Origin of the sequence: Magnetospirillum sp. UT-4, from assembly GCF_902729435.1 — a bacterium.
In the GTDB taxonomy this organism is placed as follows: domain Bacteria; phylum Pseudomonadota; class Alphaproteobacteria; order Rhodospirillales; family Magnetospirillaceae; genus Magnetospirillum.
Window position 1 is genome coordinate 14,849 of sequence record NZ_CACVCG010000055.1, and the last position, 22,479, is coordinate 37,327.

Here is a 22,479-nt window from a genome sequence, read left to right on the forward strand (position 1 = left end):
TGGGCGCCGTCGAGGACTTCGCGGGCACTTCGCGAGGACTTCGCGTTCGGCGACATAATAGCCATTATGACGTCTACCTTCGAGCGAGCAGCGACGACCTGGCGCCGGCCGCGCCCGACCTGGCTCGCCTTGATGCGGCCGGGCGATGCCGGGCGAACGCGGAGCGGGCGACCCCCCCCAATCGCCGAGGCCGGTTGTCTTCCCCCCGGGGAAAAAGGGCCCCGGAATTTCCGGGGGACCTGACCGACCGGACACCGGAGCCCCTGGGCACCGGAGAGCGGAGCGGCCTGCCGGCGAACGGCGTTCGCACAGCGGAGCGGGGCCGGTCATGAGCGGGCAACGCAAACCCTACATGCCGCCGGGCCCGGTGAGCTCGGCCTTCTACGGCTCCCGCGCCTTCATCGAGTTCGTCCAGGGGCCGCTGGGCTCGGGCAAGTCGACGGTCTGCGGCGCCAAAGGGGTGCTGGTGACGCAGTGGCAGAACCCGTCGCCGGTCGACCGGGTCAAGCGGGCGAAGATCATGGTGGTGCGCGACACCTACCGGAACCTGGAAAAGACCACTCTGCCGACCTGGTTCAAGCTGGTGCCGAAGGATGTCGGGCACTTCACCGGCGGATCCGGCGGCGTGCCGGCCGTCCACACCATCCGCTGGGACTTCCCCGAGGGTGGCCCGGCCCGGGCGGCCGAGATGACGATGGAGTTCGTCGGCGTGGGCGAGCATCGCGCCGAGGACGTGTTCTCCTCATGGGAAGGCACCGCCGTCTGGATCAACGAGGCCAACCTCGTGCCCGAGGAGGTGATGAACTACGCCCTGCAGCGCCCGGGCCGCTATCCCGGCGCCGACCACGGGCTGTGCAATTGGTGGGGGGTGTGGGCGGATTTCAACGCCCCCTCGGTGACGAACTGGACCTACCGCTGGATTAGCCGCGGCCAGTCGGGCGGGCTCGAGAAGCAGCTGCGCGACGCCGGCGTCGACCTCGACGCCCTGCTCAAGACCCACACCAAGGTGTTCGAGTATTTCCGCCAGCCCGGCTGGGGCGAGCCCGGCACCGAGAACCTGCAGCACCTGCCCGAGAACTACTACGCCCTGCAGGCGGCGATCTTCACCATGAACGGGCAGACCCACTACATCACCACCAAGCTCAAGAACCAGTTCGGCCCCGACCGTTCGGGCAAGGTGGTGTTCCCCGAATTCGCCGACCATCGCCATGTGGCGCCCGAGGCCCTGGCGCCGATCCCCGACACCGTGCTGAAGATCGGCGCCGACGCCGGTCTCACCCCCGGCGCCGTCATCACCCAGGAAGACCCGAAGGGGCGCATCCTGGCTCTCGACGAACTGGCGCCGCCGTCCGGCGAGGTGTGGGGTGCCAAGCGCTTCGGCGAGGAGCTCAACCGGCTGCTGGCCCGCAAGTATCGCGGCTGGCGGTGCGAGGGCTGGTGCGACCCGGCTGCCGGCGCCCGGTCGTCCACCGATGAGCGCTCGTGGGTCGACGTCATGCGCTCCGTCACCGGCATCGCCTGGCGGCTGGCCCCCACCAACGGCCTGCTGAAGCGCCTCGAGGCGGTGCGCGCGCCGCTGTCGCGGCTGATCGACGGCGACGTCGCCTTCCTGCTCTCCCCCACCTGCGAGCGGCTGCGCGAAGGTTTCAACAGCACCTACCGCTTCCGCAAGCTGCAGGGCTCCGAGGAGAACTACACCGAGGAGCCCGAGAAGGGCCCGGCCTCGCACCTCCAGGACGCGTTGCAATACGCCATGCTCGGCCATGGCCAGCACCTCGAGGCCGAGGGGCGCCGCGGCGCGGCGGCGGGCAACAGCCGCCCGGTGCAGGCCTCCGTCGACTGGGATCCGCTGGCATGACGCGCTGGCTCATCGTCTTCTGCGACGCCAAGGCCGCCCCAGGAAATGCGCGGCTTTCGCTGCGCGACCATATGATCGAAATCATGTTCCGCCGCATGCGGCCGGGCTTCGGACATTGCTTCGCCGCCCGGCCCCTTCCCGGCGGCCCGTGGTTGGTCGTCGAGCCGTTGTCGGTCGGGCTCGACGTCCACATCGCTTCGGCCGACTTCCCCCACTGGTTCGACGGCGAGCTCGCCGCCGGCCGCTTCCGTGCCGTCTGGGCGAACGCCGTTCGCCAGGTCGAGGCCCGCTTCCTGGGTCTCGGCGTCCTGTCCTGTGTCCGTGTCGTCGAGGCCTTGCTGGGCCGCAAGACGGGTGCCCTCACCCCCTACCAGCTCTACCGCAACCTGACCCGAGAGGAGGAACCCATGGGTGGTTTCTTTGGCGGCGCTCCCAAGGCGCCGGAACCCGATACCAGCTACATCGACGAACAGCGGGCGAAGAACGCCGAGAAGGAGGCGCAGCTCGAGCGCGAGAACGACGCCCGCCGCCGGTCCCGCCGCGGCCGCGCCGGCGCCGGCCGCAACCTGCTGCGCTTCGATCCCGAGGCCGGTGCCCCGGCGTCGACCGGCGACACCGACAAGATCGGCGGTTGACCGTGTCCGCCGCCAAGCCCGGCAGCTCCGCTGCCTTTGGACGGTCGGGCGGCTCCGCCGCCGGGGCCGCCCGGGATCCCGTGTTGCGCCGCTACGACAAGGCCAAGGGCCGGCGCGACGCCTTCAACGCCCTGTTGCAGGACGGCTACGACCTGGCCCTGCCCGGCGCCGACCCGACCGGCACCCGTCCCGAGGGCGCCAAGTCGGACGTCCAGCTCTACGAGGGCCAGGGCATGCGCTCCGTCACCACCCGGCGGGCGCGCATGCACAACCAGCTGTTCCCGCCCTTCGACGACGCCATCGTCGAGTTCGAGCTCGAAGGCCTCGACGCCGACGACATCGAGGACGATGCGCTGTTCGAGAAGGTGCAGGAGCATCTCGCCAAGCAGGCCCGCAAGGCGCAGCGCGCCGTCACCAACTCGAACTTCCATCTCGAGATCCCGCTGGCGCTGGGCGACAGCCTGGTGAGCACCGGGGCGCTGATGGTCAACCAGGGGCCGTCGCTGCTGCGTCCCCTGGTGTGCGAGGCGGTGCCGATCGCCCAGCTGGTGCCCGAGGAAGGGACCTTCGGCATCCTCGAGACGGTGTTCCGGCCGCGGTCGGTGCCGTTCCGCGACATCGAGATCCTGTGGGACGACGCCGCGATCCCGGCCGAACTGGCCGAGAAACACAAGGATGATCCCGACGCCAACGTCGCGGTGCTCGAATGCCAGATCCACGATCCGCGGAAGGAGACCTACCAGTACTTGGTCTACGTGGCCGAGGGCGAGCGGCGCATCGTCGAGCGCACCTACACCTCGCCGCCGATCATCGCCTTCCGCATGGGCAAGTTCACCGGCGAGGTCCTCGGGCGCGGGCCGGTGTTGTGGTGCCGGGCCGACCTGAAGACGGCCAACGCGGTCAAGAAGATGCACCTGCAGCATCTCTCGATCGCCGCCGCCGGGATCTGGCAGGCCGACGACGATGGGGTGATCAACGTCTCGAACATTCGCCTGGTGCCGGGAACCATCATCCCCAAGGCGGTCGGCTCCCAGGGCCTGCAGCCCCTGCAGTCGCCGGCCCGCTTCGACGTGTCGCAGATGCACCTCGAAGAGCTGCGCCGGGGCATCAAGGAAACCATCGAAGGGCCGCCGCTCCCCGGCTACGACCAGGACCGCCCGGTCGCCTACGCCTTCCAGGCGGCGGAACGCAATCGCGCCGAGGTCGAGGTGCCGCAACACCTGCGGCTCTATTTCGAGCTCGACATGCGGTTCTGGCGCCGGGTCATCGACATCCTGTCGAACCCCGCCATGGCCGGCAGCCCCTACGCCATCGAGCTGTTCGAGCTGGATGGGCGGATGGTCCGGCCGATCCCCAAGAACCCCCTGGTGCGCCTGCAGGAGAACCAGAAGGCGCTCCAGGCCATGCAGGCCCTGCTTGAGGTCCTGCAGATCGCGCCGAACGCGGCGCAGCAGCTGGCGGACACGCCCAAGTTCCTGCGCCGCTACCTGCTGATGCGGGGCTTCCCCGCCGACTGCCTGGTCACCGCCGACAAGCTGCGAGAGCTCCAGCAGCAGGCCGAGCGCGAGCGGGCCGCGATGATGGCCGGCGCCCAGCAGGGGTTCTCGGCGGCGGCGCAGATCGGCGGCACCCCCGAGGGCCAGGCGGTGGTGCAGACCGCCGCCAAGGCCATGGGGGGCGCCAATGGCTGACGTCGATCCCTGGCTGTTCCCCGAGGCCGGCGAGACCGCCGAACTCGAGCAGGGCTTCCGCGATCTCGCCCGGCTGTTCGCCCGGGTGTTCCGCGGCAAGGACGGCAAGGAAGCCCTCGCCTGGATCCGGGGTGTCACCATCGAGAAGGTGACGGGCCCGGGCTACGACCAAGCCGCGCTCAAGCATCTCGAAGGCCAGCGTTTCCTGGCCGCGCGCATCATCAAACTGGTTGAGGAAGGACGGAAGGAATGAGCGAAGAAGCCATGGTTGACCTCGGCGCCGCCGAGGCCCCGAACCCCGCGGCGGCCGATGCGGTCGCCACCCCCACTGCCGCCGCGGCCGCGGCCGGCGATGCCGCCAGCGCCGGGGCCGCCGCTGCGTCGCCGCGCACCATCGAGGTCGAGGGGCAGCAGTTCGAAGTCCCCGAGCAATACTGGGACGCCAAGGCCAACGCCCCCAACATCGGCGCCCTGGTCAAGGCCAACCAGGACATGCGCACCAAGCTCGCCGCCCGGGCGCCGGAAGCCTACGACCTGACGGTGCCGGAGGAGTACAAGGCCGCGCTCAACCTCGACCCCAAGGATACCCTGGTCGCCGAGGGCCTGGGCATCCTGAAGGAGGGCAACGTCGACCAGGCCACCGCCTCGAAGCTGCTGGCCTGGATGGGCAAGCGCGAGGCGGCGATGGCGCAAGCCGACGCCGAGGCTGAGGCGGCGGCGGCCGCAGCCAAGACCAAGCTGGTCGAGACCTTGGGTGGCGAGGCGCAGGTCGCCGACCTCAACAAGTGGCTGACGGCGGTCGCCGGCGGCCAGCCGGTGCGCACCACCATCGAGGGCGCGCTCGCCCTGGCCAAGTGGCGCGCCAGCCTCGGCGAAAAGGGGGTGCCGTCTGCCCGCGACGTCCCCGGGGCGGCGGCGCCGCTCTCCCAGGAGCAGCTGCGGGCCATCATGGCCGAGCCGGATTACTGGTCCAACCCGGCCAAGCAGAAGCAGGTCGCCGAAGGCTATGAACGGCTCTTTCCCTCGGGTGGCGCCGACAGCCTCAAGCCCGGGGTGCTGTAGGGGCTTGACAGCCGCCTGAAAGTTTGAAACGAGGCGGATAGCGGCCCTATCCGCCTCGCCGGACCCGCCACCCCTCCGCAGGGGGTCAAACCTGCGGCCGCGGCATATCGAGGCATGCGACCCGCGCGTACCTGCCCGCCAGTCCCGGCGTCACGGGACCAGCAAGGGGGTCGGTGCGCGCGGGTTTCCCGTCTCCGGCCCTTCAGGTCAACCACCCGAGGGCAATGCCATGAGCACCAGTATCATCAACGCCTTCTCCAAGCAGTACGGAGACCAGGTGCATGTCGCCTACCAGCGGCAGGGCACCAAGCTGCGCAACACCGTGCGCCAGCGCAACAACGTCAAGGGCGCCATCGCCGTCTTCCAGAAGGTCGGCAAGGGCTCGGCCAGCACCAAGGCCCGCCACGGCAAGGTGCCGGTGATGAACGTCGACCACACCCCGGTCGAATGCCAGCTGTACGACTATTACGCCGGCGACTGGGTCGACCGCCTGGACGAGATCAAGGCCGACGTCGACGAGCAGAAGGTTCTCACCGACGCCGGCGCCTACGCGCTCGGCCGCAAGACCGACGAAATCATCATCGCCGAGCTCGACAAGTCCACCAACTACGCGCTGGACGGCACCACCGGCCTGACCAAGGCCAAGGTCCTCGAGGCCATGGAGATGCTCGGCAATGCCGACGTCCCCGACGACGGCCAGCGCACCGCCGTGGTCGGCTGGTCGCAGTGGGCCGAGCTGCTGCAGATCCCCGAATTCGCCGATGCCGATTTCGTCGGCGACAAGGATTTGCCGTGGAAGGGCACCCAGGCCAAGAACTGGCTGGGCACCCTGTGGATGCCCCATTCCGGCCTGACCAAGTCGGGCAGCGTCCGCTACTGCTACTGGTACCACAAGACCGCCATCGGCCACGCCTGCGGCGCCGAGGTGAAGTCGGAAATCACCTACCACGGCGACCGCGCCGCCTGGTTCGTCAACAACATGATGAGCCAGGGCTCGGTCCTGATCGATCCCACCGGGGTCGTCAGCCTGCGCTGCCTGGAAGCGTAAGGGAGGGCGGAACGATGGCTTTTCTGATCAAGGATCTTTCCCTCCTCGCCTATGCCAACGGCTTCAACCTGTGGCACTACACCACGGCCGACACGGCGGCGACCGTCGACACGGCCGGCTACTTCAACCTCGCCTCCTCCATGGTCCGCGTCGGCGACATCATCATCGCCAACGTGGAGACCGGCGGCACCATGAAGGCCGGCCTGTTCTTCGTCTCCTCCAACGCGGGCGGCGTGGTCGACGTCAACGATCTGACGCAGATCGGCAGCGCCGACACCGACTAAGGGCGATGGCCAAGCGTGACAAGTCCCCGGCGGCGAAGGCTGCCGGGGCACCCTCGCCCGATCCGGTGGCGTCCGCGCCGGATCTGCAGACCCTCACCGGCGGCACCGCTGGCGAAGCCGGCCTCTCGGCCGATCGGCCCGCCTCCGGCGGGACGGATGCCGACCTGCCCGACCCGGCGAACGCCGTTCGCCGGCCGGTCGTTGCCCGCGTCGGGCGCACCGAGGCGATCCGCCATCGCAACATCACGTTCGTGGGGAGGGCCGGCTGATGGCCCTCTCTTCCATCGCCCTCTGCGCCCGCGCCCTGCTCAAGCTCGGCTGCGCCACCATCGCCAGCTTCGATGAAGGCACCGCCGAAAGCGAGGTGGCGGCCAACCTCTACCCCAGCACCCGCGATGCCCTGCTGTCCGCCCATCGATGGACCTTCGCCCTTGGGCAGGCGACCTTGCCCCGCCTCTCCGGGGTGCCCGTCGCCGATTACGACTACGCCTATCAGCTCCCGGCCGATTTCCTGCGGGTCATCTCCGCCGGCGCCGACCGCGGCCGCGGCCTCGACTACCGCCTCATGGAGCGCCGGCTGCACACCAATGCCGACCAGGTCGTGCTGACCTACATCTTCCGGCCCGACGAAATGGCCTTCCCGCCCTTCTTCGACCAGGTGCTGATCGCGCGCCTGGCGGCCGAGTTCTGCATCCCGCTCACCGAAAGCCCGACCCGGGCCGAGGCGCTCTACCGCATCGCCAACGACGAGTTCGCCCGCGCCAAGGGCATCGACGGCCAGCAGCAGCCACCGGCCGCCATTGAAGAGTTCCCCCTGCTGGAGGCGCGCAACTGATGGCGAAGGCGCCCGTTCAGGTCTTTGGCTTCCCCTATGGCCAGCTGGATCCCGAGCTGGTGGCCCGGCCCGACCTCAAGCTCTACTACCTCGGCGGCAAGACGGTGCTCAACATGGCGCCCCGGGCCGGCGGCGGCCTCGACCGACGCCCTGGTCTCGCCTTCGACGCCGAGCTCGCCGATGCCGCCGCCGGCGCCCGGCTCGAGGAATTCGAGGGCGACAGCGGCGCCTACCTGATCGTCTTCACCAACCTCAAAGTCCATGTCTTCGCCGGCGGCGTGAAGACCTGGGAGGGCGCCACCCCCTACACGGCGGCGCAGCTCGAGGATCTGGACTGGGCGCAGGGCGAGGACACCATGATCCTCTTCCACCCCGACCACGAGCCCCGCAAGCTGGTGCGGCAAGGTGCCGACGACAATTGGGCCGTCAGCACCCTCGCCTTCAAGAACCCTCCCTCCCACCAGTTCGGGGTTGACACCACCGGCAGCGCCACCCCCTCGGCCAAATCGGGCTCCGTCACCGTCACGTCCTCGGCGACGGATTTCGCCAGCGCCGACGTCGGCTGGACGGTGGATCTCGGCAGCGGCCACGGCACCATCACCGCCAAGGCCTCCTCCGCCAGCGTGACGGTGAACCTGGTCGACGACCTGAAGGACACCACGGCCGTTCCCGCCGGCGACTGGGTGATCCAGGAGCCCGCCTGGTCGACGGCCCGCGGCTGGCCGGGTTGCGGCACCTTCCACGAGGACCGCCTGTTCATCGCCGGCGCCAAGTCGCGCAAGCGCACCGTCTGGGGTTCGCGCTCCGGCTATTACTTCGACTTCAAATGGACCGACGAGGCCCTCGACGACGAAGCCGTCGAGGTGACGCTGCTGGACAAGCGCGCGAACCACGTTCGCCGGCTCTACTCGGCCCAAAAGCTCTTCGCGCTCACCACCGGCGGCCCGTTCGTGTTCGTCGAGAGCCCCATCACCCCCGGCAACTTCTTCGCCAAGCGGCAGGGCGAGATCGGCGCCAGCAAGATCCGGCCGGCCGAACTGGACGGCGTGGTGGTCTACGTCTCCGACGGCGCCGACGGCGCCCACATGTCCGTGTTCGAGCTGGTGCCGAACGACCTGGCCGACGCCTACACCCTGAACGACGTCGCCGAGTTCGCCGCCAGCCTGGTGCGCCGGCCGGTCGACCTGGCGGCGCGGCGCGGGACCGACCGCAACTCGGCCGCCTACCTCTTCGTCATCAACGAGGACGGCACCGCCGGCGTCCTGCATTCGCGGCGCTCGCAGAAAGTCACCGCCTGGACGCTGTGGCAGACCGCCGGCCAGATGCTGTCGACCGCCGTGGTCGGCAACACCTGCTATTGCCTGGTCAAGCGCACCATCGCCGGCGCCACCCGCTACTTCATCGAGCATTTCGACGCCGACCATCTCGGCGACTGCTCGAAGCGCCTGACCGCCGGCGCTCCCCAGACCGTCTGGTCGGGGCTCGGCCATCTCGAGGGGCACGAGGTCCATGTGGTCGCCGACGGCGCCGCCGCCGGCCGCTTCGTCGTCACCGGCGGCGCCGTCACGCTGCCCGAGCCGGCGAGCGTGGTCGAGGTGGGGCTGCCTTTCTCGTGGAAGGTCGAGACCATGCCCATCGAGGCGCAGCTGCAGGATGGCACGCTGGTGGGCAAGAACGCCCGGCTTTACCGCGCCGTGGTCAAGGTCATGGACACTTCAGAAATGTGGGTCGAGGGCCAGCTCCAAGTATTCCGCCGCTTCGGCGCCGCCCATTTCGACGCGCCGGCGCCGCGCTTCACCGGCGAGGTCCCGGTGCGCCTGCTCGGCCGCGGTCGAAGCCGCACCGTCACCGTCGAGGGGCACGGCATGTCGCCCGCGACCATCCTTTCCATCACCGCTTTCGTTGCCGACTAGGAGGACGTCATGGGTGGACGTGCTGGTGTCATCCTTCCCCTGCTGGCCTTGGGTGCCGTCGGTGTCGCCACCGGCGGCTTCGGCCTGGCGGGCGCCGGTGCCGCGGCTGCCGAAGGGGCCGGCGCCGCCGCCGCAGCCGGTGCCGGCGCGGCCGAGGGCCTTGCTGCCGGTACCGCCGCCGGCGAACTGGCGGCGGGCGCCGGTGCCGAAATACTGGCGGGCGGCGCCGGCGCGGACCTGCTGGCCAGCGACGTGGTGCTGTCGGCGGCGGCCGACAACGCCCTCTACGGCAGCCTCGCCTCGCAGGCCGGGATGACCGGCACCGAGCTGGCCTCGGCGATGACGGCGCAATCCATGGCCAACGTCGCCCCGATGGTGACGACCGGCGTCACCGACGCCGCCGGCCTGTCGATCGGCGGCGTGATGCCGGCGGCGCCCGAGGCCGCCAGCGGCGGCTTCTTCACCGACCTGCTGGGCGGCCCGCTGATCGGAAGTGCCAAGGAAGGTGCGGTGCTGGGCTACGGTGAGGCGGCAGGGCTCGGCCTCACCGGGGCCAAAGCCGTGGGCTCGGCCGGACAGGCCGCCGCCCTGGCCAGCCAGCAGGAGGCGCAGCTGGAGCTGCAGCGCAAGGAAGCCGAGCTGGCGATCTCCGAGCGCGAGCTCGCCAGCCAGCAGCGGCTGCGCAAGGTGCTGGCCAGCCAGACCGTGATGTTCGGCGCTCTGGGGGTCGATCCGACCACGGGTTCCCCCGCCGCCCTGGCCTCGCAGGCGGAAGCCGACGCCGAGAACGACATGATGTCGGTGCGCACCGACGCCTACACCACCGCCGCCGCAGTCGGCTTGAAGCGCTCAGGGCTCCGGCAGGCACGCCGCGGCGCCATGGTGGGCGGGCTGATCGATTTCGGCGAGGGCGCCTGGAACGTCGCCAATTACCGCCGCCGCATCGGAGCCTGACGCCATGCGCCTCCGACCCAGCGGCACCGCCATCCCCACCTTCGAGCGGCTCGAGCGCCGCCGCATGTCGCTCGCCAACCTCGGCGCCGAGCAGGGCCCCGGCGCACCGATCGCCGCCTTCCTCGGGCGGCTCGCCGGCGGGCTGATGGAGGGCGACGCCCAGGACCGCGCCCGGGCCGTCGCCGACCAGGCCGCCCAGGCGGGCACCGCCGAAGGCGCCGCCGCCGCCGCCGAGATGCGGGCACCGGCGCTCAAGGGCGGCGATACCGTTGCCGACCGCGCCTATGATCAGGCGAACCTCGCCGCCTACGTGGCCCGGCTCGACGTCACCGTCGCCGAGCAGGCCGATCGGTTCGCGCGCGAGCACGGCACCGACGTCGCCGGCTTCACCGCCAAGTGGGACGGCATGGCCAAGGGCCTGCTCGACCAGATGCCGGGCAACCTGCGCCCCATGCTGTCGGTCGAGCTCGACAAGCGCAAGGTGCAGCACCTGCACCCGATCTGGCAGGCCGAGCGCCGCAAGACCGAGGATGCGGCCAATGCCGATCTGCTGTCCGGCATGAACCGGGCCCATCTCGACGCCTCGAATGCCTGGCGCAAGGGCGATGCCGCCGCCGCCCAGGAGGCCAGCCAGCGGTTCCTCGGCTATCTCGGCAACCGCACCGATCTTGACGAACGGGGCAAGGTGCAGGCGCGCGAGGCCTACCGCCTCGACATGCGCCGCAACGCCGTGCTGGGCGAGTTCGATCGCGAGCTCTCGCGCGGCGGCCCGGCCTCGGCCGAGCGCTTCATCGCCCACTTCGCCGCCCCCGGCATGCAGCCCGACCTGGATCCCGACCACGTCAAGAAGATCGCCGGCGAGATGGGCGTGCGCTTGCGCGACGTCGTCGACCGCAGCGAGCGGGCGCAGGCAGCCGCCGACAAAGCGAACGATCTCGCCCGCTCGCACTGGTATTCGGATTTCACCATTCGCCTGAACCGCGGCGAGCTGGGCTACGGCGACATCGAGCGGGCCTACGAGAAAGGGCTGCTGAAGCCGCACGAGCGCTCGGACGCCGTCATCAAGTTGGACAAGCGTCGTGAAAAGGATACCGAGGCCGCTGCGGCGATCGCCCGAGTGACGACAGCCTTCGCCGGCGCCGGCACGGTGCTCGATCCCAAGTCCGATGACGATCGCAAGGCCGTCAATGCCCATTTCGGCGCCTTGGCGAGCGGCTGGCAGAACCTGGATGTCGGTACCGTGACCGAGAAGACGGTCGATTACGCCCGCCGGGTCGGCATCGTGCCCGACCCGGTGAAGTCGCAGGTGCGTGGCTGGCTGAGGGCGGGCTCCGAGGATCAGAAGGTCGCCGCGTCCCAGCTGGTGCAGCAGCTGCGCAACGCCAACCCGCAGCTGCTGAAGGATTTCGCCGACGAAGATCTGCGGCAGGCCGACCTGGTCAACACCTTCTCGGGCTACGGCGTGCCGCCCGCCGACGCCGTGCGCAAGGCCGAGGAAGCCATGCGCCGGCCCAAGGGTGAGGCTGATGCGCTCCGGCAGCAATACGAGGCGGTCACCAAGTCGGACCTGCCCGAAACGTGGCTGAAGAAGCAGCTGCAACCGTCCTGGTTCGGCAATGCCGCCCTGCCTCCCGTCTTGTCCGAAGAGTTCAGCGCGTTGGCACGCGAGGAATACACCCTGCACGGCAACATGGATGCCGCGCGGGCCACCGCGCTTTCGCGCCTGCAGCGCGTCTGGGGTGTCTCCAACCTCACCAACCAGGCCGGCGCCGCCCAGTTCGCGCGCTTCGCCCCCGAGAAGTTCTACGCGGTCGGCGATGCCCCGCCGGCCGAGCAGTCCAAGTGGATGAAGGAGCAGCTGCTCGCCGATCTGCAGGGCCAGGACGGCCTGTGGGATCCGGGCACGCCGCTGGACGGCCGTCTGTGGCTGATCCCCAACCCCGACGGCGCCGCCGATCGCGAGACCGGCCTACCCCTCTACGGCGTCATGGTGCGCGCCACCGACGGTACCACGCACCTGATGCGCAAGTCGGACGGCCGGGCGCTGCTGTGGAAGCCGGACTGGGCGACCTCGCCGGCGGGCAAGCGCGCCGCCGCCGAGCAGCAGGAGGGTGTGTCCCGGGCCCGCGCGGTCCGCGCCGGGCGAGGCGCCCCCGCTGCCCTTCCCATGATGCCGTGAGGCCGCCATGCCGTTTCTCGCCGACGACGACACCTCCCCCCAAGGTCTGCCGCCCCAGCTGGAGCCCCCGCGCGACGCCCCGCGTCCCGCCTTCTGGCGCGAGACCGTGCCGGCGGCCCTGTCGCTGAACAACTCGGTGGTTTCGGTCTCCAATTGGGCGGCCGATCGCTTCCGGCCGGACACGCTCTACGACGCCCCGGCCGATCCCGGCTTCGATCCCTTCGACCACATCCAGGGCTATGAAGCCTTCGCCGACAGCTTCGTCGACGCCGATACCTTCGACGACGTCGCCCGCATCAAGCGGCGCATCGACCGCGAACAGCAAGCCCGAGCCACCCTCGGCGCGGCCGGCTGGCAGGGTGTGGTCGCGGGGATCGGCGCCGGCGTCTTCGACCCCATCAACGCCATCCCCGTGGGCGGGCAGGTCGCCAAGGGGCTTTCGGTCGGCCGGACGGCGATGGAGAGCGCCCTGGCCACCGCCCGCGCCGGCGCCCTCGGCAGCGCCGCGCAGACGGGCGTTCTGTACGCCACCCAGGAAACCAAGACGCCCGCCGAGGCGGTCGAGGAAATCGGCCTCGGCACGGTGATCGCCGGCGCGCTTGGCGGTGCCGCGCCGCTGGTCAAGGCCGCCTGGGGGCGCCTGGTCGCCGATGCCGGCGATTTCCACCCCCCGGCCTCGGGCTGGGATTACGACACGGGCGCCTTCGCCGCCGGGCAGACCCGCTCGGCGGCCGATGTCATGCCGTTCGTGCGCGAGCATGTGGTCGGCAAGCCCAAGGGCGAGCACATCCCGACCCCGGCCTTCCATCTCGGCGGCATCGAGGACGCCTGGCATGGCCGCCTCGCCCGGGTCAATCCCGATTTCGCCGCCGTGCCGCCCGACATGTTCGTGTCGGGGCGGGTGCTGAAGCACATCGAGGAGCAGCGTCCCGGCCTCCTGGAACGCCTCGGCGGCATCGACGGGGTGTGGGCCAAGGGCGGCCGCATCCTCCCGAACCCCACGGCCGAAGAGCCCTGGGCGCGCCCCTGGCTGGTGATCGACCTCGATCCGGCGACCGCCCTGGTGGCGGAGGTGCGGGCCAACGGCCGCGGCATCGATCTGGTCAACATCATCGCCCCGGTCGAGCGCTCGCGCGTCAGCAAGGCCGAAAAACGCCTGGCGGCTTTGGGGATCAACGGTGACGATCTGAGGGTACCCGGGCCGGAGGGACGCACGCTTCCCTCATCCTCATCGGCATCGTCCATGGACGATGCCTCACGCGGCCTGCGATTTTCCGACGGTCGGCCCGGTGAGGAAAGTATAGGCACGGCGGCCGCCGGCGGCAAGGCCCGGCCGGAGACCTTCGACGAATGGAAGGCGCGCCAGCTGCGCCATTCGCTCGACTACGTGCGCGAGCAGGAAGCGACCTGGCAGGCCCTGGCGAAGGGCGAAATCGATCGTGTCGAGGCGGGCCGGCGCCTGGATGCCGAGCTGAAATGGACCACGCCCGACGACATCAAGGCGCGGCTGGCCGAACTCGGCGAGATGCGCGCCCGCCTCGAGCGCGGCGATCTGGGAACCGCCGACGACGCCCTGCGCATGATCTACGACGACCATGCCGCGAACGGCACCCTGCGGACGGTCGGCGAGCCCGGGCCCGGCGCCGGCGGATCGGTCGGCGCCGCCCTGGCCGACGACACCAATCTTGCCGCCGAAACCCTGAAGGGGGCGCTCGGGGTTGAGAACTTGCCCGGCGTCCGCCACCAGGATCCGCTGATCCGCCTCATCCATTCGCCGTCGCTGGCCGCCCGGCGCATCATCCAGCGCCTGGCCGAGAACCCGCTGATGATGGCCAAGAACGCTGAAGGCAAGGCCTCGGCGGTGGCGGTCGAGACCAGGATCAAGATGTGGCAATCCAACCTGGCCCGGGCCGTCACCGCGATGGACGATGCCTTCGTGCGGCACCGCCTGGGGCGCGAACGGCGTTCGCTGGACATCGCCCGCATCGGCGCCGCCGACACGTTTGGACAGGTCCCTCAGGGCAAGCTGTCGCGCCGCCAGTTCAGCGAGGAGGTTGCCCGCGCCATGCGGCGCGACGACCGGCACCCGGTCCCCGAAGTCGCCGAGGCGGCGGCCGCCATGCGCCGCGAGGTCTTCGATCCGCTCAAGGAGCAGGCCATCGATCTCGGCCTGCTGCCGGAGGGCGTCTCGGTCGAGACCGCCGCCTCCTACCTGATGCGCGTCTACAACAGCGAGAAGATTTCGGCCCGCCGCCACGAATGGCGCGCCATCGTCACCCGCTGGCTGGGCGAGGAGCAGACGGTCAAGGATGGCATCCGCCAGCGCGTGACCGAGCTGCTCGACCAGCATGGCGAGCTGACGCGGGCGATCCGCAAGCTCGAGGGCCAGATCGAGGGGCGGCAGGGCACGCTCGAGAAGGTCGAGGCCCGTCGCGAGGTTGCCTCGCGGCTCAATCAGTTCGCCTGGCGGCGCTCCGAGCGGATGTCCGAGCCGCTCGACCGGCTGCACGCCGAAATCGTGCGGATCGGCGAGGCGGTCGCCCCGGTGATGGCCAAGCTGGGCGAGCTTGCCGACGCCATCCGGGCCGAGAAGAACCTGCACCCCGAACTGAAGCAGATCGAGGCGACCATGTATCGCCTGATCGGTGCCAACCGGAAGCTGGCCGAGGGGCGCGAGATCATCGACCTGGTCGAGGGCGTCGAGGATTACGCCCGGGCCATCGAGGAGATGCGCGGCGGCTTCGCCGAGGGGATCAAGTCGGCGCGGCAGCAATCCCGCCTGGCGCGCCACGCCCTCGGCCTCGACGACCTGGTGCAGCTGGAGAAGGCCCGGGCCGACCTCGGCAAGTCCATCCGGCCGTACCGCAAGGCGCTCGACAAGGCGACCAAGGAATACCGGCAGATCCGCGAGCGTCGTATCGACCAGGCGCGCGGCGGGGCCGTCTTCGAGACCCGGATCCGCCAGGAGGTCAACAGCCTCGCCGACCAGGCCTCGGGCAAGGCGCATGCCGTCGGCACGCTCGAGGCCAAGCTGGCGGAAAAGCAGGCGCGTCTGGACCGGGTACGCGCCGACATCGAGAAGGCGGTCGGCGAGTGGAACGGCAACACCTCGAAGGGGGCGAAGAAGGCGCTTCAGCGGCGCGGGGAGAAGGAGGCCAGCCGTTCCCCCGACAAGCCGCGGCTGAAGGAAGCGGACAAGACGGTGCTGAAGGCGGCACGCGGCATCACCCGGGCGATGACCCGGATGGAGCTGCAGGAGCTCGAGGACCTGGCGGACGAAATCACCGACCGCATTCTCGGCACTCCCGCCGGGCGGCTGCCCTATGACGCCCACAAGGCTGACGCCGGCGGCGGGCACGGGGGGCGGACCGACACGCGCGGGCCGCTCAAGGCTCGCACCTTCGCCATCCCCGACCACCTGATCGAGGATTTCCTCGAGAACGACGTCGACGTGCTGGCCAGGATCTACACCCGCACCATGGCCACCGACACCGAGCTGGTTCGCCAGTTCGGCACCACCGACCTGGTCGACCAGCTGGGCGACGTGCGGCGCGAATACGCGCAAGCCATCGCCCGGGCCGACAGCGAGGTCGCGCGCACCAAGCTCAAGGCTCGCATGGATGCCGACATCCGCGATCTCGCCGCCATCCGCGACCGGCTGCGCGGTACCTTCGCGTTGCCGGCCAATCCCGACGGGATGATCGTCCGTGCCTCGCGCGTGGTGCGGAACATCAACTACCTGCGCCTGATGGGCGGCATGACCATCTCCGCGATCCCCGACCTGGGGCGCGCCGTCATGGTGCATGGGTTCTCACGGGTGTTCGGCGACGGCCTGCAGCCGCTGCTGGCCAACATGAAGGGCTTCAAGCTCGCGGCCGAGGAAGCGCGTCTCGCCGGCGCCGGCCTCGACCTGGTGCTCGACAGCCGCGCCATGCAGCTGGCCGATGTCTGGGACGATTACGGCCGCCACTCCAAGTTCGAGCGCGGCGTCCAGGCGCTCACCAACCAGTACGGCCTGGTCACGCTGATGGCGCCGTGGAACGCGGCCATGAAGCAGTTCGCCGGGGTCGTCACGCAGACCCGGATGCTGAAGGCCATCCAGGCGGTCGCCGCCGGGCATCCGGTCGCGGCCGAGGCCGAGCGGCTCGCCTTCCTCGGCATTGACCGCGACATGGCCGCGCGGATCGCCGAGCAGTTCGCCGGGCATGGCCAGAAGCAGGCGGGCGGCGTCCTGTGGGCCAACACCCTGGGATGGACCGACCGCGAGGCCGTCGATGCCTTCCGCGCCGGCGTGCTGAAGGAGGTCGACCGCATCATCGTCACCCCGGGCCAGGATCGGCCGCTGTGGATGTCGACCGAACTCGGCAAGCTGATCGGGCAGTTCAAGACGTTCTCGCTGGCCTCGACGCAGCGCGTCGCCCTGGCGGCCCTGCAGCAGCGGGATGCGGCGGCGCTCAACGGCACGCTGCTGTCGGTCGGGCTCGGCATGATGTCCTACGCCACCTATTCGGCCTTCAGCGGCCGAGATCTGTCCGACGATCCCAAGGATTGGGTGGTCGAGGGCGTCAATCGCTCCGGCGTGCTGTTCTGGCTCACCGACGTCATGGCCACGGGCGGCAAGCTGGCGGGCTTTTCCGGCGGCAGCCGCTATGCCAGCCGCTCCTCGACCGAGGCCCTGCTGGGGCCGACCCTCGGCGCCGGCCTCGACAACACCGTGCGCGTGGTCCATGCCGGCGCCAGCGGCGAATGGAAGGCCGGCGACACCCGGGCGCTGCGCCGGCTGCTCCCCTATCAGAACCTCTTCTTCCTGCGCCGGGTTTTCGACAAGGCGGAAGAGGGCCTGAACGACGCGCTGGGGGTGCCGGCGCGATGAGGGAGAGCCGCCGCTGGACACGGAGCGAGGATCGCGCGCTGGCGCTGAAGGTGGCCGGGGGGGTTCCCTATCGCGCCATCGCGTCGGAGCTCGACCGCCCCTACCACGGCGTCAAGAACAGGGTGAAGGTGCTGTTTCAGGCCGGCGTGCTGCGCAAGGAATGGGGCTTCCGCGACGGCGCCCGGATCCGAAACGGGATCATCACCAAGTCCTACGAATACGAGGTTGCCGACATCCGGCTGATCGATGAGCTTCATCGGCAGGTGGAAGCCCGTTGGGTCGAAAGCCACGGCAGCTACACGGCCGAAGAGGACGCGATCATCATCGAGATGTTCGCTGCTGGCGCGCCGATCGGAAAGATCGCCGCCCGGCTGACGGCCATTACCAACCGCTCGCGCAACGCCCGCTCCGTCACCGGCCGCCTGATCCGCCTGCGAGAGGAAGGGCGGGTCGGCTATCGCATCGACCCTCCCCCCTTCGCCGGCGAGGCGCGGCCGGTGTGGGCGCCCGAGGAAGAGCAGGTCCTGCGCTTCCTCGCCGCCAAGCGCATCCCCTACGACCTCATCGCGTTCTGTCTGGATCGTCCCTTCGACCAGGTCGCCGGCAAGATCAAGCGCCTCGGCCTGCACTTCCGCAACCACCAGGAGGGCACCATGCCGCCGTTCCCCATCACTCCCGGCACCAAGCCGGTGAAGATCCCGAAAAGCCCCGAGCCGCCGGCACCGGCGCCCGAGGGCGTCTGAAATGGAGGGCGCAGTCCTCTGGCAGGTCCTGATCGTCATCGTCTTCCCCCTGGGCGCCGGGGCGTTCCTCTTCCTCTACAACCGCGGGGAAAAGCACGCCGACGACGTCTGGAAGGCGGTCAACGCGATCCGCGCCGACCTCACGCACCACAAGGTCGAGGTCGAGCGCCGCTTCGTCACCGGCGAGGACATCGAGAAGCTCCGTCGCGAGCTGCTCGAGCACCTGGTGCGCATCGAAACCAAGCTCGACCGCAAGCCGGCTCGGGCAACCAGCTAAGGAGGATCGAATGGACGATTTTCTGCCTGAACTGGTCGAGGACCTTCGTCGCGACGAAGGCTTTCGATCGAAGCCTTACCACTGCCCGGCCGGCAAGCTGACGATCGGCTACGGGCGCAACATCGAGGACAACGGCATCACCGAGCGCGAGGCCCGCGTCCTGCTGGGCAACGACGCCGTCGCCGCCATCCAGGAGCTGCGGCAGCATCTCGGCTGGTTCGATGGCCTCTCGCCCGCGCGGAAGCGTGCGCTGGCCAACATGGCCTTCAATCTGGGCTGGCCTCGCCTGTCGGGCTTTCGCAACATGCTGGCGGCGATGGCCGAGGGCGACTTCGGCCGTGCGGCCACCGAGGCCGAGAACAGCGCCTGGTTTCGCCAGGTCGGCGATCGCGCCCGTCGCATCGTCGCGATGATCCGGGAGGGCTGACGCCATGGCCCTCCCCCTCATCCCGCTCGCCCTCAGGCTGGCGGCCGAGTTCGCTCCGGGCCTGGTGCGCTCCCTCGCCGGCGACAAGGCGGCCGACGTGGCTGGCCAAGTCATCAAGGCGGCCGAGACGGCGACCGGCGTCACCTTCGCCGATCCGGCCGACGGCGACCGCGCAATGGCCATCCTGCGCGAGCGCCCCGAGCTGCTGACGCAGTTCAAGCGCGACATGGCCACCCTGGAAGTCGAGCTCGAGAAGGCCTATCTGGCGGATCGACAGGACGCACGATCGCGCGACGTCGAGCTGGCCAAGGTCGGGCGAAAGAACGTCCGGGCGGATGCCATGGTGATCGTCGCCTTCGTGGCGGTGGTTGCGATCGCCGCCCTGCTGGCCTTGGGCAAGGTCGACGGCAACACGGCGGCCGGCGGGTTCCTGATCTCGGTCGGCGGCATGTTCGCCCGGAACATCGGCACGGCTTTCGATTTCGAGTTCGGCAGCTCGCGCGGCTCGGAGCAGAAGAACATGTTGCTTGCGCAAGCACCCTCGATTGGCGGAAAGTGAGGCCGCCAGCCACCTAGCAGGCGATGGGTATGATGCACTGTATTGACCAACACCCCTCGCCCGCTCCAAAGTCTCCGCAGAAATGCGAGCAATATCAACGGGCTGGGCAGAGTTGTCCGGCCTTTTCGCGTTTCTGCGCCTGGTTAACCCACCACCCCGCGCAGCAGGCTGCCGTCGCGGCTGCCCAGCAGCACCTTTCCGTCGGGCAAAGGCAGCACGAACGGCCGGCAGCCGGTGGGCGCCTTGAATCGCGCCGTTTCGGCGCCGTCGTGGCGCGACAGCAGGTGCAGGGTGTCGCCCATGTCGAGCGCGAACAGGTGGTCCGCGGCGGTGACCAGTTCCGCCATCAGCGGTCCCCAATTGCCGGCGCTGCCGCGGTAATCGGTGGTGCGATGGCGCCACCGCAGGCCGCCGCTCCGGATATCGAGAGCGAACACCCACCCGGTCGGTGACCACAGATAGGCGGCACCGTCGGCGACATGGTGGGAATTGATGAAGTTGCCGGCATAGAAGCTCCACAGCTCGCGCCCGTCCATGACGTCGAAGCCGTGCAGGGTTTCCTGATAGGCTCCGGCGACCAGGATGCCCCCATCGACGTGAAGCTGGCGCAGGTACTGCCAGCGCTTCATCCCATCGACCTGCCAGCGCAGCCGGCCGTCGCGTTTGTCGAGCCCATAGAGGCGACCGTCGCCGGGACCGACCAGCAGGGTGTCGCCGGCCACCGCCGGGGCGTAGCTGGCGATGGTGTCGGCAACCGTATTGAAGGACCACAGCGGCGCGCCGGAGGCGGCGTCGATGGCGACGATGCGGTCGCCATCGCCGCAATAGAGGCGGCCGTCGTCGAGCAGCGGCGTCCCAAACTGCTTGCCCGGCGACAGCTGCCACAGCGGCCGACCGTCATCGCTGGCCCACGCCGCCAGCCCGGCGCCGGAGCCGCAGATCAGCACGGAATCGGCGATGCGGGGCCGGAAGACGCAGCCCCGGCCCGCCGCCAGGGATTGGCGCCAGGCCAGTGACTCTGCCCCTAAATCAACCGCCCCCACCGCCTGGTCGCCGGCGAAATAGGCCCTGCCGCCGGACAGAGTCGCCGGCGTCAGGGTGGCGTTTCCGGTGCTCCAGCGACCATCCACCGTCAACGGCCGCACCGGCGCGCCGGTTGCCGCCCATGCCATCATAGGCACGGGCAGACCACCGGCGGCGGCGATCAGGAAGCGGCGCCGCCCGATCAGTTGCACTTGGCGCCTTGCGCCACCCAGCGGAACAAAAGCTGGGTATTGGGATGGTCGCGCTCCGACGAGGGATCGATGCCCGGCGGCATGCGGTTCTCGACCAGATGCTGGAACACGCCGCTCTCCTCCGGGTTGCCGGGGACAATCACCTTGGTGGCATTGTTGACGCCCTTGGCGACCGAATCCGCCCCCAGCATGATGCCCTCGTAGGTGGACAGGTTGAGCTCGTGGAAGCTGGGCGGCTCCTGGTTCGACATGTGACACTCGATACAGGCCGGCGTATCCGGAGCGAAGGAATTCGGCTTGCTGAACAGCGGCAGCACGCTCTTCTTGAAGTGGTCGTCGTTCTTGGCGCCGTTGGAAATCCAGTTCTTCACCAGGTGGATGGCCGGACTGTCGGTGGGCACGTTGAACTTCACCCCCAGCGGCATACGGTTGTTCCGCAGCATGCGACCGAGCACATCTCGTTTCGGATTGGTGCCGGGGGTGATGATCTTGCGCACCGGCGGCTCGGTCGAGCCGTTGATGATGCCCTGGCAGGTCGACAGGTCGAGGCCGCGGTAGCTGGTGGCCGGATCGGCCGAGCCGTGGCAGACGATGCAGGCGGGGCCCTCACCGAACGCGTTCGGCGCCCGCATCAGGATGGAGATGTATTCGTACTTGATGGGAATGTCGCGCTTGATCACCAGTTCGTTGACCGCCGCGTGATCGCCCTCGACCTCGATCTTGCCCTGGCGGATATCGTCCAGGAGCTGCTTGGTCAGGCTGTCCTTGCGGATCTCCATCTCACCCTTTTCGTCGGCGAGGGCCTCCGGGCTCCAGCCGGCCACCATCCCGAAAGCAAATGCGCCCACCGCGCAAATGCGAATCATCGTCATTACCGCATTCATTGTTTCCCCCTGTCGTTGGACCTGCCCCTTCTTGGTCTTTCACCCACAAGTATTCATAATGACCGAGGGCTATTCAACGACAATCAACAAATCCAGCACCGCGCCCGATGCTGCGGTGCGATAATGATTGTGCCGGGGCGCCACAGACAAAGGCGCACGACTTCGCTGCGGGAGCGGACGTCTCGCCTTCGCCCGCTCGACTTGAAGGCCGCGACTTTCGGCGCCCTTCGTCATTCCGGCGAAGGCCTCAGCCGCCGAACACCTTCTTCAGCAGATCGGTCGACCGTTTCGCCGGGTCGCGACGGATGGCCGCCTCTTCCTGGCCGAGATAGGTGAAGATGCCGGCCAGGGCATGGTCCAGCACGTGATCGGTGAGCATGCCCGGCCCCGCCTGGGCCGCCTGGCCGGCCAGCGGCAGCGCGCCGGCGGCGGCGGTGGCGTTCTTGTAGGCGGCGACGGCGCCGCTGCCGGCCACGGTGCGATCGACCACCGGCCGCATGGCGGTCTTCAGGTCGGGACTCATGCTGCGCTTGAAATACTGGGTGGCGGCGTCGTCGGGTCCGTTCAGGATGCCCCGGGCATCGTCCAGGCTCATGCGGTTGACGGCGTCCCAGAAGATCTTCCTGGCCTGCGGCGTGGCGGCCTCGGCGGCGCGGTTGAGCTTCACCTCGAGGTCGTCGAGCAGGCCCGATTGGCCGGCCATCTTCAGCCCCGACTGTGCCGCCTTGAGGCTGCCGGGGAGCGGGATGTGCACCGCCGGGTCGGCGTTGAAGCCATCGGTACCGCCCAGCCGGCCGGTCACCCGCTCGGACGCCACCTTCAGCGCCTCCTTCAGGCCCGAGGCGATGTCGGCGGCGCCAAGGCCGGCGCCGCGGCTGCCGGTGGCGGGCGCGCCGCCGCCCTGGCCCAGCCGCTCCTGCAGCATGCCCTTGCCCATCTCCATCAGGCCGCCCTGGGCCGCCGCCGGCCCCGTCGCCAGGCATGCCGCCACAATGATCGCCACCGCCTTCATTCCCGCCTCC

At 69.6% G+C, this 22,479-nt stretch carries 20 protein-coding genes; 17 read left to right on the forward strand and 3 right to left on the reverse strand.

The window, feature by feature from the left end; translation table 11 throughout:
- Window positions 1-328: 328 nt before the first annotated feature.
- From MTBUT4_RS08755 to MTBUT4_RS08835, 17 genes are all read left to right on the forward strand, one after another.
- Window positions 329-1,858: a hypothetical protein gene (locus tag MTBUT4_RS08755; RefSeq protein ID WP_173979301.1), complete on the forward strand. Its 1,530-nt coding sequence runs from the start codon at window positions 329-331 to the stop codon at window positions 1,856-1,858.
- Window positions 1,855-2,493, forward strand: coding sequence for a hypothetical protein (locus MTBUT4_RS08760; protein ID WP_173979302.1), 639 nt, complete (start codon window positions 1,855-1,857; stop codon window positions 2,491-2,493). The genes MTBUT4_RS08755 and MTBUT4_RS08760 overlap by 4 nt, the downstream gene beginning before the upstream one ends.
- 2 nt (window positions 2,494-2,495) lie before the next feature.
- On the forward strand, window positions 2,496-4,184 hold the full coding sequence (locus tag MTBUT4_RS08765) for a portal protein (RefSeq protein ID WP_254434793.1): 1,689 nt from the start codon (window positions 2,496-2,498) through the stop codon (window positions 4,182-4,184).
- A complete protein-coding gene (locus MTBUT4_RS08770) occupies window positions 4,177-4,437 on the forward strand; it encodes a hypothetical protein (protein WP_173979304.1) in 261 nt (86 codons plus the stop codon). Before MTBUT4_RS08765 ends, MTBUT4_RS08770 begins: the two co-directional genes overlap by 8 nt.
- Entirely contained in the window at window positions 4,434-5,246 is an 813-nt protein-coding gene (locus MTBUT4_RS08775; protein ID WP_173979305.1) for a hypothetical protein, read from the forward strand. The genes MTBUT4_RS08770 and MTBUT4_RS08775 overlap by 4 nt, the downstream gene beginning before the upstream one ends.
- A gap of 229 nt (window positions 5,247-5,475) precedes the next feature.
- Window positions 5,476-6,294, forward strand: a complete 819-nt coding sequence (locus MTBUT4_RS08780) for a phage capsid protein (protein ID WP_173979306.1) — start codon at window positions 5,476-5,478, stop codon at window positions 6,292-6,294.
- Between the two features lie 14 nt (window positions 6,295-6,308).
- Window positions 6,309-6,578: a hypothetical protein gene (locus MTBUT4_RS08785; RefSeq protein WP_173979307.1), complete on the forward strand. Its 270-nt coding sequence runs from the start codon at window positions 6,309-6,311 to the stop codon at window positions 6,576-6,578.
- Between the two features lie 5 nt (window positions 6,579-6,583).
- Window positions 6,584-6,847 (forward strand): hypothetical protein, encoded by a 264-nt coding sequence (locus MTBUT4_RS08790; protein ID WP_173979308.1) that lies wholly within the window; start codon window positions 6,584-6,586, stop codon window positions 6,845-6,847.
- Entirely contained in the window at window positions 6,847-7,413 is a 567-nt protein-coding gene (locus MTBUT4_RS08795) for a hypothetical protein (protein WP_173979309.1), read from the forward strand. The genes MTBUT4_RS08790 and MTBUT4_RS08795 overlap by 1 nt, the downstream gene beginning before the upstream one ends.
- The gene (locus tag MTBUT4_RS08800) at window positions 7,413-9,326 is read left to right on the forward strand and encodes a hypothetical protein (protein ID WP_173979310.1); all 1,914 of its coding nucleotides are present in this window, start codon (window positions 7,413-7,415) and stop codon (window positions 9,324-9,326) included. The genes MTBUT4_RS08795 and MTBUT4_RS08800 overlap by 1 nt, the downstream gene beginning before the upstream one ends.
- A 9-nt stretch (window positions 9,327-9,335) precedes the next feature.
- Complete coding sequence (locus tag MTBUT4_RS08805; RefSeq protein ID WP_173979279.1) at window positions 9,336-10,280, forward strand: hypothetical protein; 945 nt, start codon at window positions 9,336-9,338, stop codon at window positions 10,278-10,280.
- A 4-nt stretch (window positions 10,281-10,284) separates the two neighbouring features.
- Window positions 10,285-12,459, forward strand: coding sequence for a hypothetical protein (locus MTBUT4_RS08810; RefSeq protein ID WP_173979311.1), 2,175 nt, complete (start codon window positions 10,285-10,287; stop codon window positions 12,457-12,459).
- Window positions 12,460-12,466: 7 nt separating this feature from the next.
- The gene (locus MTBUT4_RS19265) at window positions 12,467-17,332 is read left to right on the forward strand and encodes a hypothetical protein (RefSeq protein WP_217424137.1); all 4,866 of its coding nucleotides are present in this window, start codon (window positions 12,467-12,469) and stop codon (window positions 17,330-17,332) included.
- A complete protein-coding gene (locus MTBUT4_RS08820; protein WP_173979312.1) occupies window positions 17,329-18,075 on the forward strand; it encodes a hypothetical protein in 747 nt (248 codons plus the stop codon). The genes MTBUT4_RS19265 and MTBUT4_RS08820 overlap by 4 nt, the downstream gene beginning before the upstream one ends.
- 1 nt (window position 18,076) lies before the next feature.
- Window positions 18,077-18,352: a hypothetical protein gene (locus tag MTBUT4_RS08825; RefSeq protein ID WP_173979313.1), complete on the forward strand. Its 276-nt coding sequence runs from the start codon at window positions 18,077-18,079 to the stop codon at window positions 18,350-18,352.
- Between the two features lie 10 nt (window positions 18,353-18,362).
- Window positions 18,363-18,779 carry a glycoside hydrolase family protein gene (locus tag MTBUT4_RS08830; protein ID WP_173979314.1) on the forward strand — a complete coding sequence of 139 codons (417 nt, stop codon included), beginning with the start codon at window positions 18,363-18,365 and terminating at the stop codon, window positions 18,777-18,779.
- Between the two features lie 4 nt (window positions 18,780-18,783).
- Entirely contained in the window at window positions 18,784-19,338 is a 555-nt protein-coding gene (locus tag MTBUT4_RS08835) for a hypothetical protein (protein ID WP_173979315.1), read from the forward strand.
- 143 nt (window positions 19,339-19,481) lie between these two features.
- On the opposite strand, the gene MTBUT4_RS08840 is transcribed toward MTBUT4_RS08835, so the two are convergent.
- The 3 genes from MTBUT4_RS08840 to MTBUT4_RS08850 all read right to left on the reverse strand — a co-directional run bounded on the left by MTBUT4_RS08840 (window position 19,482) and on the right by MTBUT4_RS08850 (window position 22,469).
- Window positions 19,482-20,573: a PQQ-like beta-propeller repeat protein gene (locus MTBUT4_RS08840; RefSeq protein WP_173979316.1), complete on the reverse strand. Its 1,092-nt coding sequence runs from the start codon at window positions 20,571-20,573 to the stop codon at window positions 19,482-19,484.
- Window positions 20,564-21,439: a hypothetical protein gene (locus tag MTBUT4_RS08845; protein ID WP_217424138.1), complete on the reverse strand. Its 876-nt coding sequence runs from the start codon at window positions 21,437-21,439 to the stop codon at window positions 20,564-20,566. Before MTBUT4_RS08845 ends, MTBUT4_RS08840 begins: the two co-directional genes overlap by 10 nt.
- Before the next feature lie 265 nt (window positions 21,440-21,704).
- Complete coding sequence (locus MTBUT4_RS08850; protein WP_173979317.1) at window positions 21,705-22,469, reverse strand: DUF4197 domain-containing protein; 765 nt, start codon at window positions 22,467-22,469, stop codon at window positions 21,705-21,707.
- Window positions 22,470-22,479 lie beyond the last annotated feature (10 nt).